The sequence below is a fragment of the Desulforhopalus sp. IMCC35007 genome (assembly GCF_005116575.1).
Lineage (GTDB): Bacteria > Desulfobacterota > Desulfobulbia > Desulfobulbales > Desulfocapsaceae > Desulforhopalus_A.
In genome coordinates this window covers 16506-35566 of record NZ_SWCN01000038.1, presented here as the reverse complement: position 1 = coordinate 35566, position 19061 = coordinate 16506, and the positions used below count along the sequence as shown (strand labels likewise).

General features: G+C 45.9%; 16 protein-coding genes. 7 read left to right on the top strand and 9 right to left on the bottom strand.

Annotation, left to right across the window (positions count from 1 at the left end):
• The first annotated feature begins 334 nt into the window (after positions 1-334).
• The gene (locus tag FCL48_RS23230; protein ID WP_136876214.1) at positions 335-769 is read left to right on the top strand and encodes a peptidylprolyl isomerase; all 435 of its coding nucleotides are present in this window, start codon (positions 335-337) and stop codon (positions 767-769) included.
• Between the two features lie 105 nt (positions 770-874).
• On the opposite strand, the gene FCL48_RS23225 is transcribed toward FCL48_RS23230, so the two are convergent.
• The 3 genes from FCL48_RS23225 to FCL48_RS23215 form a co-directional block, all read right to left on the bottom strand.
• A complete protein-coding gene (locus tag FCL48_RS23225) occupies positions 875-2485 on the bottom strand; it encodes an ABC-F family ATP-binding cassette domain-containing protein (protein ID WP_136876212.1) in 1611 nt (536 codons plus the stop codon).
• A 155-nt stretch (positions 2486-2640) separates the two neighbouring features.
• Positions 2641-2841 carry a cold-shock protein gene (locus FCL48_RS23220; protein WP_136876210.1) on the bottom strand — a complete coding sequence of 67 codons (201 nt, stop codon included), beginning with the start codon at positions 2839-2841 and terminating at the stop codon, positions 2641-2643.
• Positions 2842-2946: 105 nt separating this feature from the next.
• Positions 2947-4221, bottom strand: coding sequence for a DEAD/DEAH box helicase (locus FCL48_RS23215; protein ID WP_136876208.1), 1275 nt, complete (start codon positions 4219-4221; stop codon positions 2947-2949).
• A gap of 716 nt (positions 4222-4937) precedes the next feature.
• Between FCL48_RS23215 and FCL48_RS23210 the strand changes: the two genes are divergently transcribed.
• Positions 4938-5642 (top strand): rhodanese-like domain-containing protein, encoded by a 705-nt coding sequence (locus FCL48_RS23210; protein WP_169309353.1) that lies wholly within the window; start codon positions 4938-4940, stop codon positions 5640-5642.
• Positions 5643-5740: 98 nt separating this feature from the next.
• Positions 5741-6622, top strand: a complete 882-nt coding sequence (locus tag FCL48_RS23205) for a universal stress protein (RefSeq protein WP_136876204.1) — start codon at positions 5741-5743, stop codon at positions 6620-6622.
• A gap of 11 nt (positions 6623-6633) precedes the next feature.
• Here FCL48_RS23205 and FCL48_RS23200 read toward each other — a convergent pair whose 3' ends face one another.
• The 3 genes from FCL48_RS23200 to FCL48_RS23190 form a co-directional block, all read right to left on the bottom strand.
• Entirely contained in the window at positions 6634-7182 is a 549-nt protein-coding gene (locus FCL48_RS23200) for a bifunctional 2-polyprenyl-6-hydroxyphenol methylase/3-demethylubiquinol 3-O-methyltransferase UbiG (protein WP_136876202.1), read from the bottom strand.
• A 150-nt stretch (positions 7183-7332) separates the two neighbouring features.
• Positions 7333-8217 (bottom strand): pseudouridine synthase, encoded by an 885-nt coding sequence (locus tag FCL48_RS23195; protein WP_136876200.1) that lies wholly within the window; start codon positions 8215-8217, stop codon positions 7333-7335.
• A 39-nt stretch (positions 8218-8256) separates the two neighbouring features.
• Positions 8257-8844, bottom strand: a complete 588-nt coding sequence (locus FCL48_RS23190; RefSeq protein WP_136876198.1) for a hypothetical protein — start codon at positions 8842-8844, stop codon at positions 8257-8259.
• Between the two features lie 818 nt (positions 8845-9662).
• Between FCL48_RS23190 and FCL48_RS25085 the strand changes: the two genes are divergently transcribed.
• Entirely contained in the window at positions 9663-9836 is a 174-nt protein-coding gene (locus tag FCL48_RS25085; RefSeq protein WP_169309352.1) for a hypothetical protein, read from the top strand.
• An 88-nt stretch (positions 9837-9924) separates the two neighbouring features.
• On the opposite strand, the gene FCL48_RS23185 is transcribed toward FCL48_RS25085, so the two are convergent.
• From FCL48_RS23185 to FCL48_RS23175, 3 genes are all read right to left on the bottom strand, one after another.
• The gene (locus tag FCL48_RS23185; protein WP_136876196.1) at positions 9925-10788 is read right to left on the bottom strand and encodes a DMT family transporter; all 864 of its coding nucleotides are present in this window, start codon (positions 10786-10788) and stop codon (positions 9925-9927) included.
• Positions 10789-11565: 777 nt separating this feature from the next.
• On the bottom strand, positions 11566-12042 hold the full coding sequence (locus FCL48_RS23180; protein WP_136876194.1) for a GtrA family protein: 477 nt from the start codon (positions 12040-12042) through the stop codon (positions 11566-11568).
• A gap of 39 nt (positions 12043-12081) precedes the next feature.
• Positions 12082-13596 carry a radical SAM protein gene (locus FCL48_RS23175; RefSeq protein WP_136876192.1) on the bottom strand — a complete coding sequence of 505 codons (1515 nt, stop codon included), beginning with the start codon at positions 13594-13596 and terminating at the stop codon, positions 12082-12084.
• Positions 13597-13859: 263 nt separating this feature from the next.
• Here FCL48_RS23175 and FCL48_RS23170 point away from each other — a divergent pair, with 263 nt between their 5' ends.
• The 3 genes from FCL48_RS23170 to FCL48_RS23160 all read left to right on the top strand — a co-directional run bounded on the left by FCL48_RS23170 (position 13860) and on the right by FCL48_RS23160 (position 18953).
• Positions 13860-14807: a Tim44 domain-containing protein gene (locus FCL48_RS23170; protein ID WP_240744933.1), complete on the top strand. Its 948-nt coding sequence runs from the start codon at positions 13860-13862 to the stop codon at positions 14805-14807.
• Between the two features lie 88 nt (positions 14808-14895).
• Positions 14896-15537: a pyridoxamine 5'-phosphate oxidase gene (gene pdxH / locus FCL48_RS23165; RefSeq protein ID WP_136876190.1), complete on the top strand. Its 642-nt coding sequence runs from the start codon at positions 14896-14898 to the stop codon at positions 15535-15537.
• A gap of 320 nt (positions 15538-15857) precedes the next feature.
• Positions 15858-18953 carry a DUF748 domain-containing protein gene (locus tag FCL48_RS23160; RefSeq protein ID WP_169309351.1) on the top strand — a complete coding sequence of 1032 codons (3096 nt, stop codon included), beginning with the start codon at positions 15858-15860 and terminating at the stop codon, positions 18951-18953.
• Positions 18954-19061 lie beyond the last annotated feature (108 nt).

Below are 19061 nucleotides of genomic sequence, written 5' to 3'. Positions count from 1 at the left end.
ATGACCCCGTCTCTGGCCATGAACTGGAAAGATGTTGATTAACCTTTTTGCAAGCGCCGGGAAACCCGGCGAAAAAAGAGGCAATGGATAACTGTTTATTATTGACAGTGTCAACCATATCAGTACCGTCACCAATAAACGAACATTAATCTCTGTCCCTTGGGAAAGCTATCATGACATTGTGCCAAAGAGGGTTGAAAGTTTACCTATGATGTTTAATAGTAGGTCGGTAAGTTTGTCGTTTATAATGTCCTGCCAGCCAAGGGTTTCGCGGGGAATAACGAAGATCTCAACTCATTTTAAATAAAAGCCCCCCGTGGCTTGGAGGAAAAACATGACAGAAGCAAGAAGAGGCGATAAGGTAAAAGTCCATTATACAGGAACTCTGGAAGACGGTTCTGTCTTTGACAGTTCCGAAGGGAGTGAGCCGCTGTCTTTTGATATTGGCAGTGGTCAGGTCATTGAGGGCTTTGACGAAGCTGTGCTCGGTATGACTGTGGGTGAATCGAAGACGGTAAATATCCCCTGTGCCAAGGCCTACGGAGAGCGTAAAGATGAAATGGTCATTCAGGCACCCATTGAGCAGGTACCACCTGATCTGAATCCTGAGGTTGGCATGCGTCTTGAGATGGGCGGGGCCAACGGTGAGATTTTGCGCGTTGTGGTGACAGAAATTGCCGAGACCCACATCACCCTTGACGCTAATCCACCACTTGCCGGTAAAGACCTTACCTTTAAGCTTGAACTGGTTGAGTGTACAACCCCGTAAGCTGAGAAAAAAGCAGCATATATAAAGACAAGGCCCCATTCGTATTGTTTTCATACGAATGGGGCCTTTTCTGTCTGCAGGGGTGTAGAAGTTTTAAAAAGCTGATCAGGCTTCTTCTGCCATTTCAAGTTCTTTACTCTCAAGATACTGATCAAAGGTCATCATTGAATCAGTATAACCGTCAGGTGCCAGCTCTATAATTCTGTTGGCGATGGTAGAGATAAACTGGTGATCGTGGGAGGCAAAAAGTACCACTTCACTATAGGCTATGAGGCCGTTATTCAGTGCGGTAATGGATTCCAGATCAAGATGGTTTGTCGGTTCATCCAGAATGAGGAAATTGGCATGGGCGAGCATCATCCTGGACAGCATACAGCGGACCCTCTCACCACCTGAGAGCACCTTGGTCTTTTTAGTTGCTTCTTCACCTGAAAAGAGCATTTTTCCAAGAAAGCCGCGGATAAAGGATTCATCAGATTTGGGAGGGGCAAACTCCCGCAACCAGCCGATAAGATCGATATCATCTTTTTCGAAATAGTCTTTATTTTCCTTTGGAAAATAGGCATTGTTGATTGTGACTCCCCAGCGGAAACTGCCACTGTCAGGGTCGAGTTCACCTGCCAGAATCTGAAACAGGGTGGTTTTGGCAAGGCTGTTATTACCGAGAAATGCGATCTTATCTCCCTTGTTGACGACAAAAGAGAGGTCTTTAAACATCACTTCTCCCTCAATCGTCTTGGATAAGCCTTCGACTTCGAGGATGACATCACCGCAGGGCCGCTCTGGTTTAAAGACAATGTACGGGTATTTTCTGGACGAGGTCGGCATCTGATCGATGGTGAGCTTGTCGAGTAATTTTTTTCGGGAAGTTGCCTGTCTTGCCTTTGAGGCATTGGAGGAAAACCGCCTGATAAATTCTTTAAGTTCTTCTGCTTTGGCCTTAGCTTTTTTGCTGTCGGCTTCTTTCTGGCGGAAATGGAGTTGGCTCGCCTCATACCAGAAATCATAGTTACCCACGTAGACTGTGATCTTTCCATAATCGATGTCCGCCATGTGCGTACAGACCTGATTGAGAAAATGCCTGTCATGGGAAACGATAATAACGCTGTTATTAAACCGTGACAGGTAGTGTTCCAGCCACTGAATAGATTTTATATCGAGCTGGTTGGTCGGTTCATCGAGAAGGAGAATATCAGGATTGCCAAAGAGAGCCTGTGCCAGAAGAACCCGGACCTTGTCGGCGCCATCGAGATCTTTCATGGTTTTTTGCAGCATAGCTTCCGGGATGCCCAGACCGTTTAACAGTACTGCAGCCTCTGCCTCGGCCTCATAACCGTTCATTTCTCCGAATTTCACCTCAAGTTCTCCGGAACGTATTCCATCTTCTTCAGAAAAATCCGGCTTTGCGTAGAGAGCTTCTCGTTCAGCCATAACTTTGTACAGCTTTTTATGGCCCATGATTACGGTATTAAAGACCGTATATTCATCAAAGGCGAACTGGTCCTGGTTCAACATCGCAATGCGCTGGCCTGGTCCCTTACTGACCTCTCCCTTGTCAGGGTCGAGTTTGCCGGAAAGGATTTTTAAAAAAGTCGATTTGCCAGCACCATTTGCACCGATAAGGCCATAACAGTTACCTGGGGTGAATTTGATATTAACATCTCGGAAAATGACTCGTTTGCCGTAGGAGAGAGCAACATTGGATGCGGTAATCATGAGATTGGTTCCATATAAAATGCCATAAGGACATAACTCCTGGCATCAACTGAGAAAATCTGATTTTCACTGGAGCGGTCATGCATGATAATGAAAAACAGGAAAAAAAAACCCCCGCTAAAAAAGCGGGGGCTTAGAACGATCTAAAGCGTGGATTACTGCTGAACGACGTTCGCTGCAGCAGGACCTTTAGGACCATCAACGATTTCGAAGGTTACGCGAGCGCCTTCTTCAAGAGACTTGAAACCGTCTGCCTGAATTGCGGTGTGATGAACGAATACGTCATTTCCACCATCTTGCTCGATAAAACCAAAACCTTTTGCATCATTAAACCACTTTACTGTTCCTTCAGCCATTTGTACTACTCCTTTGTGCTTGGCTCAGTCTTGAGCCACTTTGTTATAAAGCCGGACATGTCGTGTGACTGCCCGACGGGTCATCTGGGTATCCAGAAAAAATTACTACAGTTGTTTGCGATTGTTGTTTATACCAAAATCGAATCCAGCACTCTTCTTGCGACTGCTTTTTGCAGAAGATCTGGAAGTGTTTCTGCTCTTGGGGCCGGCCTCTTTGTGTGCTGCTCTGAGTGAAGGTTGCTCCCTTGTCACGTCAGAAGAGGGAGGTAGGGAGGAGAGACCCATCGGTCTACTCATCTTTTTCCCTAAATTTCTCTCTATTTGAGAAATCATTTTCAGGTCATCATGGTCGGCGAAAGTGATAGCCATACCACTTTTTTCTGCTCGACCTGTACGTCCTGTTCTGTGGGTATATGTTTCTGCGGTATCAGGGACATCATAGTTTATGACGTGGGAGATGCCGGAGACATCAATTCCCCGCGCTGCTATGTCGGTTGCCACAAGTACTGAGAAGGTCCCGTCACGGAAACCATCCATTGCTCTCTGGCGATTAGACTGGGAAAGGTTTCCCTGCAGCGATGCTGCCTTGTGTCCTGCTTTTTGCAGCTGGAGAGCAAGGCTTTTTGCCTTATGTTTTGTTCGGGTAAAGACCACAGTACTTGTCATGTCCTGCTCGACAATGAGCTTAATCAGTAGCTCAGTTTTCTGTGGACGGCCTACCTGGAAGAGGGCGTGTGAGATCGTAGGAGCCGGGAGCGTGTGATTGATCTGCACGGTAACCGGTTTGTAGAGGATCTCTTCTGCTAAATGACGGATCTCGTTTGGCATTGTCGCAGAAAAAACAAGAGACTGACGTTTTCTGGGAAGTTGATTGACGATGCGTCGTATATCTGGAAGAAAACCCTTGTCAAACATATGATCAGCTTCATCAAGGACCAGCGTTTCCACTGTGGACAGGCTGACACCTTTTTCCCTGAGGAGATCCAGCAACCTGCCAGGACATGCTACAACTATTTCTGCTCCTGAACGAAGCCCCTGTATCTGAGGATTACGACCAACACCGCCATATACCACAATGCTTTTCAGACCGGTCTGTGCCGACATCGCTATGATGTTTTCATTAATTTGTTCGGCAAGTTCTCTTGTCGGGGCAACGATAAGGGCGCGTATCTTTTTTCGTGGACCGTCTAATAACCGCTGTAAAATGGGAAGGACAAAAGCTGCGGTTTTTCCGGTTCCTGTCTGTGCAAGGCCTAATATATCATTTCCGGCAAGGATAGGGGGAATAGTCTGTTGTTGAATTGGGGTGGGACTGGTATATCCGCAGGCATTAATGCCCGCTTCAATCATCGGGTGAAACTTAAACTCTTTAAAACTCATAAAACTCCATTGTAATTCATATAAGCAACCAAATGTTACTGGTTACTTAGACTGCACAATCATTTTGATTCTACAGTTTAAATATACTGCTGTGTAGAGTGCTTTGCTCTTAAATCATGCAGAATTTACTCTATAGTTCTGCAGGGGCTGGTATGAAAACACTATTTCTCCAGCTCTCTCTTGTTAGATGTTTTCCGATCTATGTAAGCTCTGTGAACTTCTGTGGAGGTAATGACGCTCTATAACGATGAGGTTACCGAGGACGACCTGAAGGGCGACGCTTTCATGGAGTTGGTCTACATGTGAGCCACACAATAGCCTATTTTCTGGAATGTGCAATGAAATATTTGTCATGGCTCAAAAAAACATTGGATTAAAAGCCTAGTAAATAAATAAAAAGTCCTAAAATCAGTGGTTAGGAGTTGTTTGGCGTGAATGAAATAAATTTCGTTACATATGATTTTCATTTCTCTTGTGGCAAAAAAGCCTGAACAAAAAGCTACATTTTGGAAAAAAGGACATCCTCTTTGTTGCCAGAGTTTAACGGTTGAAAAAGTACTCTCCCTTTTTCTCCTGCTACAGCGTGGTAATGTAATGTCCGCTGGCCTTTTGTGCTGAGCTTACTTATATTTTTGGTGGAGTACATTTTCCAGATGGTCCCTTGGGGCTACAGTGTTAAACGAATCTTCAATACATGGAGTCAGATGATTATAAAAATGCATAAAATACAAATGATTAAAGTCTTGGTCCGGCATAGCTTGCTTGCCGTTTTACTGATAGGGGCGCTCGCGGTTTTCAGTCATGCTGAAAAAGTGGAGACTGTTTCAGGAGAGGTCATTAACGGTTATCGTCTACTTGAGTTAGATCCTGCTGAAACAACTCAAAGATTCACTGTATATCGGGGTGACTATATTAAATTTTTATATCCTGAAAGGTTTGGTCAGCAGACCTTTTCAATGCCGGAGTTGAATTATTCGAATATTATCTTTCCCCAGCCGGAAAAAGCTCCTTTCTTTAAGATGAAGGCGGTTGGCAGTTATACTTTTAAACTTGATACAGGTGGTGGCAGGATTGAGGTTATAGATCTTGTCCGGCCAAATTATATCGAGCTGACAGCAGAGGAGGCGGTGGAGTTGCTTAAAAATATTGACCCGTTTATTCTTGATGTACGAACTCCCGAAGAATACCAGCAATTTCATGTAGAGGGAACCTATCTCGTCCCCATCCAGGAGTTGCAGGGGCGGATATCAGAACTGGAATCAAAAAAACATGAGGACATCTTTGTCTACTGTGCAACAGGTAACCGTTCAACAGTGGCTGCGAAGATTCTGGCTGATCAGGGGTTTAAGCGGATTTATAATCTCCGATACGGTGTGTACGACTGGGCCCAGCAAGGTTTTCCTTACCAGACCGGGCAGTAAACTACCGTTGTGCGGAGTTGCCCTATAGGTCAGTATTTCCCGACGATATAGTGTTGATGATAGCTCAAACATAAGAGGATAAATAAAAGAGGACAAACATGAAAAAACATTTTCTGGTCACGGTAAGTTTTGATAGTGCACATCTTACAGGAGTTGGTTTCCTCTGTTCATTTTTTCAAAAGCTCTCCGAGCATCAGGTTACACTTCTTCATATCTGCCGCATGGATTCCCAAAGTATGAATGCCACCCTGCTGGAAACCTGGGAAAATCCGGAGGATAAGCTGAACGGTAAGCTCACCGTAGGAGCGAAACAGGCATTGGAAAAAGCACGAGCCATGCTTTCCCAAAGCTCGATGTCGGTGGACCAGATTGTGACAAAAACCTACGCTGAACAGTATGGGAAGGTGACAGATATACTCAGTGAGGCGTCCAAGGGACTCTACGACGCCATTGTCCTTGGAAAACGGGCATCCTACACCCTGCAATCATTTTTTGAACGACCGGGCGATGAAACTGCCAAGGAGATAATCCGGGGTAAGGCCCTGTCGACACCTTTGTGGATTTGTCCTGAGCCGGAAGAGGGGCGCAGAAATGTTCTTGTCTGCGTTGACGGGTCTAAAAATGCACTGAGAGCCGTAGATCATGTCGGCTATATTCTTTCCAAACAACCCCAGCACTCAATCACCCTGTTCAATGCCCAGAGTGGTACGGGCAGAGATGCTGATGTGATTTTCCAAGAGGCCAAAGCGGAGCTGTATGAACATGGAATCTCCGATGACAGAATTCATACCGCTACGAGTTGGGGGCTGAGTATTCCTGCCACTATAATGAATTTTGCTGAAAAAGGCAGTTTTGCAGCCATCGCCTTTGGTCTGCATGGAGTCAAAGAGGGCTTGCTCAAGTCCATTAATCTCTCAGGAGGGACTGCAGGAAAGCTCATAGAAAAAACCAACAAAATATCACTCTGGTGCTGTCCATAGGAGGTGCGACGCTAACCATTGTTCAGTTCCTCTTTTATAGCCACAAGTGAGGCGGTCTTTTTAAATCTATGGGAGTCCTCTATCTTTTTTTCTTCGTAATAGAGGATGTGAAGGGAGGCAAAGGCACTGAGGAGTTCATTGGCTGCAAGACAGAACCTGTCATCCTTGCCGTTTGTGAAAGATTCAAATATGAGCAGGCCGCCGGGTTTAAGTGCTTTTTCTATCATGGGAATGAGTCGGCGGTCTAAAAAACGGATATTGACAATGAGTTCGTAACTGTTTTCAGGAATAGCCCAGTCGTCAAGGTCCTTACAGATTGGATTTACATTTTTCGTATGGGCTGCAAGACCCTGGAGGGCAACACTTGATATGTCCACCGCGTCAACGGTAAAACCCATCTTCTCCATGAACAGACTGTTTCTCCCGTTCCCGCAGGCTATATCCAGTGCCCTTCCGAGAGGTGCATGTTCTATGAAAGCTGTCAGTAGTTCTGATGGGGGCTTGATTTCCGTATTTTCCAGATACCTTGCATCCCATTTCTCTTTGTCTTTAATGCCCATAGTGCTGTCTCCCAGAAAATAGCTGCTGACATTTTTACATTCATATATGCAAACCTCAAATAAGAGTATGCATCACATCTAAGGCTTTGTCATGTTCAGATACCTCAAGAATTCCAGGCGTTATGGGGCCACGGCCTGCAGAAGGGTGTTTTAGAATGTTTGCAGAGGTCTGTCAGACTCAAATGCCAGTTTACACCCACTGATTGGATCGCGAAATTCAATTTTTTTTGAAAGGAGCTGGAGAGGATGATCAAAATCCAGGGATTTCTCGGGCAGCAGTTGTGGGTAATAACGGTCGTTGACGATGGGAAATCCAAGGTCGCTCAGATGAACGCGTAGCTGATGCTTTTTCCCGGTAAGTGGTGAGAGTGTAAAAAGCGCCTTTGCCCCGTTGCTCCTGACCAGTTTGAGCTTTGACCTGGCATTGGTCTGGCCTGGACAACATTTCATCAGAAACCAGGGCTTTGCTGTTTCAATTCTGTTTTCCACCAGCCATTCCCTCTTCTCTGAGGCGTTCTGGTAGTGTACGACCGCCTCATAGGTCTTTTGTACCCGACCTTCCATGAACAATTGCTGATAGCATCCCCTTGTTTCTTTGTTACTGGAGAGGAGCACCAGTCCGGCGGTTTCCCTGTCAATGCGGTTGATGGGAGAGATAGAAGGATTGCCCGTTTTTTCTTTGATCCTGTTGATGACTGTTTCCAGAACATAGGGACCCGATGGGGTGACGGGGAGAAAATGGGGTTTGCAGACCACAATGAGATGGTCACTGATAAAGATGATCTTTTCTTTAAAAGGGATGCTAGGCTCATCTTCCACCTCTCTAAAGTAAAAGAGTCGGGTGTTAGGGGCATAGGGAGTGTTCAGGGTGACCGGATTTCCCCCTTCTGTCAGGATCTTTCCCGTTTCAATACGCTGGAGCCAGATATTCTTGGAAACATGGGGGAATCGAGCACTTAGAAACTCAATGAGGGTAGGAGTGGGCCCATCAATTTCCGGCAGTGATACTATTGATGAACCGGGTGAGATTCCCATGTCTGCTTCCTTGTAAGTTTTGTGCTGTGATGAGGGGAGCTATTGCAGCAGATAATCCAGGGCTTCCTGGTCATTGAGGCCCACCTCGCTTGATTGAAGAAAATTCCGCTCGTCACCAAAGAACCAGAGACGCCTTGTGACCATCCCGTCTGGGGTTTGTTCGTTCGTATCTTTACAGCTTGTGGTTACTCCCTGTTCTCTTGCAAGAATTCTGATTCTGGACTTGGCAACCTTTGCATCCCTTTCTTTTTGACTCAAAGGCGTGCCGGGGGTGAGCAGTTCATCGATCATCCCAAGGAGGAAAAATTTCTTTTGCACGGCCACGATCTTTTCCTCCACGCTAAAAAAGAACTCCATAGCCTCTTCCCGCAGTATATCCGTTCTATCTCCCGGGTGAAAGGCGGAATCAGTATATACCTTGATCCAGTCATGGGCACACCGCCTGCATTTCTCAAATTCCCTGTTGGTGACACTTCTGGACTGTTCAGGTATCTGGGAGCTTACCTTTTCCACATATTCATCAAGTCCTTGTTTCATTCCTCTCAGACCTGCGCTATCACTGGCGGTGAAGTTTGCTGCCATTTGTTTTAAATATTCTACGATTGCATCTATTGTTTCTGTATTCATAAAGGGTGGTCCTGACTCTATATTTGATATTTTATCTCGGTTGAAAATGTTCGGCCTGCAGCCTTGTCATCTACAATAGAAATAAGACCTCTGCCACTATAACTATTGATTCTTTTTACACCCCAACGTTTGATAGCTGCTGCGATCACCTTTTCCGAAGCAATATGAAGTTGTTTTGTGAAACAAGGTGTTTAGGTAAATAAATGATATTTAAGAGCATGTCTAAGGTTGCGGTGGGGGGAGGTGCAAATGATTGCTGGAAAGTTTGTTGAGCTTATACCGGCAGATGGTAGAGTCAGTTGTGGGACTGAGATGGTTTTTGTTGAGTTCTCGGATCGCAAGTTTTGCTAAAATTACGGATTATGCAGATCTGTATTATAAGGTGTTAGATTTTACAAGGGCATGAGCGAGCAGGTACAATCACCACAGTCTGCGCATTTATCTGAAGAAGAAATGCAAAAAATGCCCAGAATCTGGCGACTTCATGCCTGTACTTTTTCAATGGTACTAATTTATGGTGGCATACGCTGCACAAAGTATCGGTGGACGGTTTTGAAAAAGGGAAGGAAGCGTGGCGAGAGTGTACACTGAACACATAAGGGAGAGTAAATATGTCTGTATTGAAGGAGACTTGTCGTTTGAGAATACCCCTTTCGTGGCCTGCAGCCTTATGTGTGATTGAAAAGAATGTACAATTTTCTTCCTAAGTATATGGAGAAACTACCGGGCAGCGTATCGTAAAAAAGTAACAAGACTACAGGGGGGAGCTGCGTTTATTTGCTGCTTGAAGTAAGCAGCGAATTACTCATATACATAATATGACTGATAAAAAACCAAACAAAATATTGAAGTATACCTGTGTCGATTACAGGACGGAGATGCGGCTTCTTGGCATGCGACAGCAACTGAGCAATAGCCAGCTGACTGATGCTGAAAAGAAAAAACTGCAAAACGAAATTGATCAGTTGGAAAAAGAGATGGGTTTAACGTAACATCCAGCGAGCTTCCAGCGGGCTCAAAAGCCTGTTTTCATCTGTTATGTATGTCAATTTATCCGGTTATTTGGTGACAATTTCCTTATCATTCGTGGCTATTGGTTGAAAGATAGCCTTTAATTATCCCGCAACAAAGGATAATAGCACATCCCCCCAACTGCAGGGCTCCAAGCCGTTCATCAAAGATGAACCAGCCGAGGATGATAACGAAAATAGGTTCAAAATAGGCAAGTGTACCAAAGGTTGCCGCGGGTAGTTGATTGAGAGCGATCACGGCGCAGAGAATCCCTAAAAACCCTGGGATAAATGCCGCCCCTATGCTCCATAAGGTATTGTGCAAAGAGAGCGCAGGGAGATGACCGAACAGATAAGGGACAACGCACAGTGCTCCAACCAGAAGTTGATAGTAGGTTCTTGTGTAGACGTGGATGTCCTCATTTATCATACGGTTTATGATGATAAATCCGCTGTAGCAGCAGAGGCCGAGGAGGGCATAACCCATGCCGATGAGGTAGTTACTGTCACCTGCAAAACTGATGTTAAACTCCAGCATCATGGCAAAGCCGAAGAGGGCGCCGCATATAAGCAGGACACTTGTTATATTGAGGCGTTCTTTTAAAAAGAGGTGGGCGAAAACTGATGCAATCAACGGCGCCAGATAAAGCACCATAATCGCATTTGCCATGGTGGTGTAATTCATCGCCTCAACATAGAAAAGGATAAAGCCGGAGAGGAAACAACCGTTGAGGATGACCGGCCAGCCAGGCCAGCTGCAGACATGACGAAGGTTTCCTTTTACTCCAAGGAACAGGAGGAGGAAGAGGGAACCGCCAAACAGCCTGAAAAAGGTGATGACCTCGGCGGTAAATCCGGTCTTCCTGGAAAAAACGCCCATTGTTCCCATGCACAATGCGGCCACGATCGCAGCTGTAATTCCGCCAGCATTCATAATATCATTGTCATAAACTTAGTGTTAAATCATTCCGTAAATGGAGAAAATCTTAGACTTGGTCCCGGATCCACGCAAAAAAGAGCCAGCTTATTGTCAGAAAAAGTTGTACACTTTTCTAGATGATATGTAATGGAAATTATCTAAGAAAAAGGTGCTAATCATACAATTAATGCCTTACCGCGGTGAGGTGTACGGGGGGTAATGTCATTGATACGATATGTTTTTTCTTTATACCATCGGTTCAATGAATTGAGAGTGACGTCCGCAGGTTTACGAATGCATTTCTGGGGGCCATATGGTTGGAATTACCATGAGGTCGGAATTATCCGGAATATGCACGCACATTGATTTCCATAACATGGGCGTATTGCAGGAAGTGGATAATCGATCTTCTTTTCTCAAAAAGGATGGGCAAATTTTATAAGCTCCGGCAGGGGGAAGAATTACACTTTGTACATAGCAAAAGTATTGTTCCCGGTGAGGTATTTCTTTTCCTGTGGCAGGCTATTCAACCTTAGCCGCAATATGTTACTGGAATTCAGGAAATGGCGGGCAGGTTGAACATTCTCAGGAACTCCAGTTGCGGCCATTCAATGACAGTATTGGTTGATTGTTATCAACAAAGCAGAGGGAGGAAGCAGGTCCTCTATAAAAAAGATAAAATACAGTTTAAGAATGAGACCAAACAGAAAAAACGAATAGTCTTTCTCTCCCAACAGTCCGGTTAAGATGGTAACATCCTTGAGGGTGTCCTCAAACCTTTTCAAGCTCCCTTCAGCTGAGAAAAATAACATATTTCCTTAGAATATAGTTTATCATGACAGCAGTGATAATGTTGGTGATGAATGCGTAGGTTGTAAGCAGGCCAAATCGTTTTATGAGAATCCCCATCAGGCTGGTACCAATTACCATGCTGAGTCCTGAGACCGCATAAAAGAGGAGTATCTCGATCACCATATTGTATCTTCCCGCCTCAAAGACCCAGAGTATATTTGTGATATATGCCACGAGATTGGATACCATGAATGCCAGGAAATTGCAGATCATCGAATTGCGGGCCCTTGCATTATTGTCTAATTTCGGAATCTTGATATCGAGCATCCGAACGAGATAGTCATTTTTTTGTAATGCCGGGAACCTTTTTAAGGCGACGAGGTGAAAAACGATAATATGGGTAAGCGTTGCCAGGCCGCCAGCCAGGGCGTATTTGATAAACTGAATAAGGTTTTCGTTTTGTAATAGGGCTAACATGGCTTAGAAAAAGTTGATTTTGTTTGTAATTAACCGTCTTCACTTAACAAATAATGAGAGAAAAGGTGCATGATTTGAGGTGAAAAACGGTGGGTCATTGTGCAAAATGGAGGCGATCTCAGGGGATCGTTTAAAGGTTGAATCAAGAAAACGTCTGATCTTCCCCCGATTCCAGCCCTTTGGATGGTTGAAATTGCAGTAAATGGAGAGGTCCCCTTCATAGAAATCAGAAACAGCGAGGCTTTTGGCCTCCTGGCTGCAGATGGGCAGGTTAAATATTGCCAGGTTAAGATAGCTGATTGCGCGATGATGCTGTTCCACAAAATCTTTCGTTTTCAGAGCCGATTCAAGATTTTCTGCAGGGGTGCCAAAGAGCAGGTAAATGTAGGTTGCAATGCCTGCTTCCTCGAGATTTCTAAGGACCGTGGAGGCAAGCTGCAGGTCGATACCCTTGTTCATCTGTTCAAGGACGTTTTGATCTCCAGACTCCAGTCCAATTTTCAGCATGATGCAGCCAGATTCTCTCAAGCGGGCGCAGAAGGCCTTGTCAGTCAGTTGCCTGCTGAAACGGGCAAAACCGTACCAGGGGGCGGCCAGAGTGTTCTGTTGCAGTGTCTCCAGTGTTGAGGAGCTGATGGCATTGTCAAGGAGGTGGATGAGGACGGGACGCGTTTGTCTGGAAAGTGCGCTCAGATCGGTCAGGGTCCGGGTTGGATGGATATGTTCGTAAGGGTTATCTTCGCTGGTTTCAGGGCAGAAATTACATTTCTTCCAGAAGCATCCGCGTGAGGTGGTATAGGGGAGGATAAAGCCTGGAGAAAGGTAGTTGTTTGTGAGAGAGGTGTACACCGGCAGACAGTTCTCCTGCTCTACCTCTTTTCCTAAAAGCCGAAGAAGTTGTCCTTCGCCCTTTCCGCCGATGAAATAGTCGATAAGATCATCAAAAGGGCGATTCCAGCCGGGATGGCTGAGCCAGGTTGTCACCAGTCCACCTCCAACCACTATTTTAATTTTTGGATGGTGATGCCGCAGGTAGCCTATCATGGCGAAACTGCAGATCGCCTGGCTGAGGTAGTTCAACGAAATGCCTATATATGTGCCTGGACTTGTCTCAAGCAGTTGCTCAAGGCGCTTTGCAAAATAGGGAAAAAAGATATTGTCTGAAAAATGTACAGCAGCTCTTTTCAGGTCTTCACTTTTCAGGGGGGAATAATCGTCATCGACATAATTTGCCAGATTGAGTTGGATGCCGGCCTCGGTCCCCGCGATCTCAAGCAGGTGATTGATGTCTGCAACCGCCCTTCGGTATTTATCCCTGTTTTGGTAGGTCGTCGTGCTTTGAAGGGCTGTGATATTACGGCCGAGGTTTTTTACCGCCCGTCTGGTCCAGGTGTCATCTGTACTGGTGGTTTTCTCCAGCAGTGAGTGGATGGCTTCAATATTCATGTCGCAGACCGTTGTCGAAACGCCGTGACGCCTCAGTGCACCTTCAAGGTAGGCAAGAGCTGCAGGCGGTTCACACGGTTTTGTCAACGGGGGGTGGATGAGGAGCATATGGTTTTAGTTTATTTTTTGTTTGTTCTTCTTCTGGCATCTGCTACAAGGTGTACTATAATGTAGGCCTGCAACGCTTTAGCTATATTTGATGACATAGATAAAAGGGATCTGCGGTTGTGCTGTGGGACGACCGGTATCAAAAAAGGTACACATAGATAGCGGGTTTCATGACTCTTTACCTTATCTTTTTCATTATTGTCATCTTTAAATTTGAAAACATTTTGTAGGCGTTTTTCAATTAAACAATGGATATGAGGATTATGAAGACACTGTACACAACATTTACGCCCATTTTATTACTGCTTATCGCATTCAGTTTTACCAGCGTGGCAGTGACCGCAAATTATGCCGAAGCCCGGTCAATGTCTGGAGGGCGTTCGTTTAAAATGGCGCCGAGCTTCAAGAAGTCGACCCCTAAAACGAATAAAGCAGTTACTCAAAACAAAAGCGGCTCCGGTATGAGCCGTGGCCTGATGGGAGGTCTGATTGGTGGTGCACTCGGCGGCCTGCTTTTTGGCTCTCTCTTTGGTATGGGGGGAAGCGGTATGGGGATTCTGCCAATACTCTTGCTGGCAGGCGGTGCGTATTTCCTTTTCAGAAAGTTTACTTCGGTTAATCAGGGCCAAGGGGCTTATGCCTCGCCGGGGCGGACTGCCGGTGGTGCACCCAATAACATCCATGATATGTTCGGTGGTGGGATGAAAAGTGCCCCTTTTACTCCCGAGCAGCAGCCAGAACCTGAGATAGAGATTGGCGGTAACCTGTTGGAAGAAGGGTTGGATCAGATTCGCCAATATGACAAAGGGTTTGACCTGAGCTATTTTAAAGAAGTCGCCTCCGATGTGTTTTTTCAGATTCAGGCCGGGTGGATGCGAAGGGATCTAGACTCCTACAAACATCTGCTTGGGGCTGAGATTGCACGGGAGTATGATGAGCAATTTCGGGAAATGCGGGAGAAAGGTCAGATAAACAAGCTGGAATCAATAGCAATCCGCAACGTGGATGTCGTTCAGGCTGGCAGTGACGGGCGGGAGGATTTTATCACAGTACTTTTTAGTGCCAATTTACTCGATTACACCGTCGATGATAAAAGTGGTGAGCTGGTTGAAGGCAGCATGACAGATCCCGTGAAGTTTACAGAAGAGTGGACCTGGGCCCGACCTACCGGTACTGAACAATGGAAGCTTGAAGGGATCAAAGTAGTCTGAGTGAGATGAGGTTGGGTACAATTGGTTGCGGGTATCAGCCCGCTTCAGGCAAACCCAGCAAAATACAATATAGAGAGGAGAGCACGTTGTGGATTTAAGTGAGTTCCGTCGTGAATATCTTAAGGGCGGACTGAGTCGCACTGACCTTCATCAGAACCCCATTGTTCAGTTTAGTCAGTGGTTTGAACAGGCACAAAAAACTGATATTCCAGACTCCACGGCCATGATACTTGCAACGGTCAACGGCAAGGGACAACCAAGTCAGAGAACCGTTTTGCTCAAGTATTATGATGAGAAGGGTTTTGTTTTTTTCACGAATTTTTCCAGCCGTAAAGCCTCTGAAATTAAAGAAAACAATCATGTGAGTTTGATCTTTGTCTGGCTGGACCTGGAACGCCAGGTGATCATAAATGGTACGGCTGAGAAAGTACCCGCTGCAGAGTCCGCCAGGTACTTTTTGAGCAGGCCCAAAGAAAGCCAGATGGCCGCCTGGGTCTCAAGTCAGAGTCACCCTATCTCTTCTAGACAGATGTTGCTGCAGAAGTTTCAGGAGATGAAGACGAAGATTGGGGAAGGGAAGGTGCCTTTGCCCTCATTTTGGGGTGGTTACCGGGTCGAGCCCAATGAAATCGAGTTCTGGCAGGGACGAAAAAACAGGCTGCACGATCGTTTCCTCTATAAAAAAGAGAATGGGACTGACATCTGGACCATAGAACGGCTTGCTCCTTAAGGTTATTTTAAAGCAATTTTCCTTACTTGCGGAAAATTGCTTTATCTATTTTTTAAAAATTTATCATTGTCCCATTCGTACCCTGCAGACCGCTTTTCCCATCTTCTGCAACTTCATATTGCTCCATTTCTTGAAGAAGTTTATAGTCCCGGTATAAAAAAGACAATAGTATTTTCCAGGCCTGCGCTGGGGTAGAAAAAAATATCCCAGGCTCATTATTTCTCATTTTTTTAAAAAATATTTTTATGTCATCTCCAACGGTTACACCACAGAAACGTTTTTTTCAGATAAGGTGGGTTCAGGTCTGCGCGGGATTGCTCGTGATTCTGCCAACTCTTTTCATGCTTGGCCTTTATGGCGCAAAGGTTTACCTCGCCGATTGGTTCATGGAAAATGGTGCGGACAGCGCAACCATTGAAAAACTCAGTCTCAATCCATTTTCAGGACGTCTTGCCCTCAAAGGCCTTGATGTTCAGGCTGGTGGAAAATCGCTTTTAAAAAATGCCGATATGGTTGTAAATGTGGGCTTTACCTCTCTGTGGAATAAAAATATTGAGGTTGAGCAGGCTTTCTACTCAGGTCTTGTCCTTGATATTGAGCAGCTCCCTGACGGCAGTATGCGTCTTGGCTCGTATACAGTAGCAAAGAGTGAAGAGAAAACAGTCGTTGAGCCGACAGAGGATACGGTATCCGCCTGGGCTTTTCTTGCAGATAGTGTCGATCTGCAGAACTGTAAGATCTTCTATAAAACACCTGATCTTGACCTGAAACTTGTAATAGAAAAAGCGGAGCTGCGCAAATTTACGACAAGAGAAGGAAAGGCTGGTGCAACCTTTTTATTGGTCGGTTCCCTGAATGGAGATCCTGTCAACATTAACCTCAGCAATCTTCAAGTGATCCCCGCCATACATGTTGAAGGTGAGGTTACAGTGGGGCGCTTTCAGCTTAAAGAGCTTGCAAGGCTGCTCAAAGGCAGCCTGCCGGTCTTTTCTGGAGATGTTGGTCTTGATGGTAAGGTCGCCTTTGTAATGGGTGATCAGGCAGCTATGAAAATTGATTATACAGGGGAGATAGAAGTCATCAATCCTGATATTGGCTCAGACAGTTTTGCCACCAGGGCTGCAAACCTCAAATGGCAGGGCACGGTACATTATGAAAGCGCCGACAAGAAGCCCATGGTCATTGTTACAGATGGGTTACTGGCAGCAAATGATTATGGAATTACAGTCTCGGAGGCAGAGTTCAGCAATGATGAAGCCAAAATTGAGATCAATGGCAAAACCCGGGTTACCATCGGGGATACTATTCTGGTTGAAAATGATGGGACCTTGCTCATTGACAAGGCTGCAGTCAACCTGCCCGGCAATACGATCAGTGAAGAACGACTGGAGTGGAAAGGGGTGGTTGTATATGATTCAAACCATCAGCAAACAGGTCAGTACGTGGCCACGAACGGGGATTTGCAGCTTGGCCCTGTGGCCTATACCTCTGGAGAGGCAGGAAATGAAACCTCTGTTCATGGTGACAGTATCACCTGGAAAGGGGCGCTCACCTATGGTCAGGAAGAGGGGGGGCCAGGCTCCTATGTACAACTCAACGGTGCCATTGACGGCCGGGAGATAGAAACCCTGCTGGCAGGTGCAGGGATGGAGTTGAAGCAGGGCGGGGTGAGCTTGACCACGGCTTCGAAAATTAATTTTGGAGAGGCCATTGATATTAAAGGGACGAACTCACTTGTACTGGATGATTTTGCCTTTGCAGGAGGAGACGCAGTACCAGAGATTGCCCTCGATAACCTTGAAATCCTTGATCTTGAAGGGCTGGGTGATAAGAAACTTCGACTCAAAGAATTAAGTGCTGCGGGGTTGTCGGTCACTGTTCCCGGCTCCCTTCCCATGGATATAGGAGTTCCTGCAATAGCCCTTAGCGGTTTTGCAACAGATGATCTTGCAAACTTTACGGTTGATTCTATTTCCCTTGATAAGCCTCAGATTGTTGCAATACACAATGGGGAAGAGTTACTCCGTTTAGATGAAATTACAGCAACCGCCCTGCGGCTCTCGGAAGCAACCGAAGTGACGGCGGATTCGGTCAGCCTGGCAGAGCTTATCTTTCTTGGGGTCAAAGAGACAGAAAGCAAGAAGCCATTTTTAAGCCTTGGGGAGACCAGGCTTACAGGAATGAGCTGGTCTGGCGAACAGGGTTTTTCCGGAGAAGCACTCGCTTTAGATAATCTGGTGTCCACCATTATTCGCGATAAAAATGGCCAACTCAACGTTGCCGAGCGACTGGCGGCAATGCAGGTAAGTGATGGCGAGAATGAGGTTGCAGAAACTGAGGCCCAACCGGAAGATGAGGGCAAAGGAATGCCAATACGTCTTGGCGAGGTTGCAGTTACAGGCAGGAGTCTTGTGAATTTTCAGGACTATACCCTGGCGGTTCCTTATATAACCGATCTTGCCATAACGAAGATGCAGGTGCTTGATCTTGACTCGACAAAGCCAGAGACCAAAAGCCCCTTTGTAATGGAGGCTCAACTGGAAGAGCGGGCACCCTTTAATGTCGATGGTGATATCTCGCCTTTTCTTGATCCTCTTGCCCTTAATTTAAAGCTGCAATTGAAAAACTATCCGCTTTCGCGATTGTCTGCCTACACTGTGCAGTCTGTTGGTACCGCGCTTGCCAGTGGTCAGCTCAAATTAAAAACAAACATTAAGCTGGCAAATGACAATCTGGACATGAAAAACTCCGTTGTCCTGAACAAGCTTGAGACAAAAACTATTTCGCCCGAGCTTGCAGCCGAGCTCAACAATCAACTCCCTATCCCTCTGGATGCTGCTCTTTCAATCTTACGGGACAGTGATCGCAATATTTCACTGGAGATCCCACTCAGCGGCCCGGTAAGCGACCTTAATGTTGGCATATCCGATGTCCTTATCACCGCCCTGAGTAAGGCCATTATTCCTGCAGCGTCAGGTTACCTTATGTATACTCTTGGGCCCTACGGAGCACTTGCTTATGTGGGTATGAAGGTCGGGGAGAAGATGCTCAAAGTCCAGCTGCCTCCTGTGGACTTTGCGCCTGCTTCAATTGAGATTTCGGATGAACATAAAAAGTACCTCGAGAAGGTGGCGGAAATTATGAAAGGACGTCCAGAAACTGATATTCAGGTCTGTCCTCAGGTTGTGTCCTGGGAGTTTATGGATGAAAAGCAGATAAATGCAGTAGAGGGTAAAAGTATCGGAGTCGGTGACGAGGACCGCGATAAGCTCATTGAACTCGGACAACAACGGGCCCAGGCTGTTCAGTCTTATCTCGCTTCAACCTATGGGGTGGAGGATTCCCGACTCCTTATCTGTGATACTCTTCTCCAAGAGGATAAAGACGCTAAGCCCCTTGTAATGCTTAATCTTTAGTTGGAGTTGCACCTTCCATACAGAATTGTCTGGAAGGTGCTGTTTTGTAGATTCTAACCCGTTCCCAACGCCCCATTGAGTTGAACTCAAATGTATTTGACGAACTTG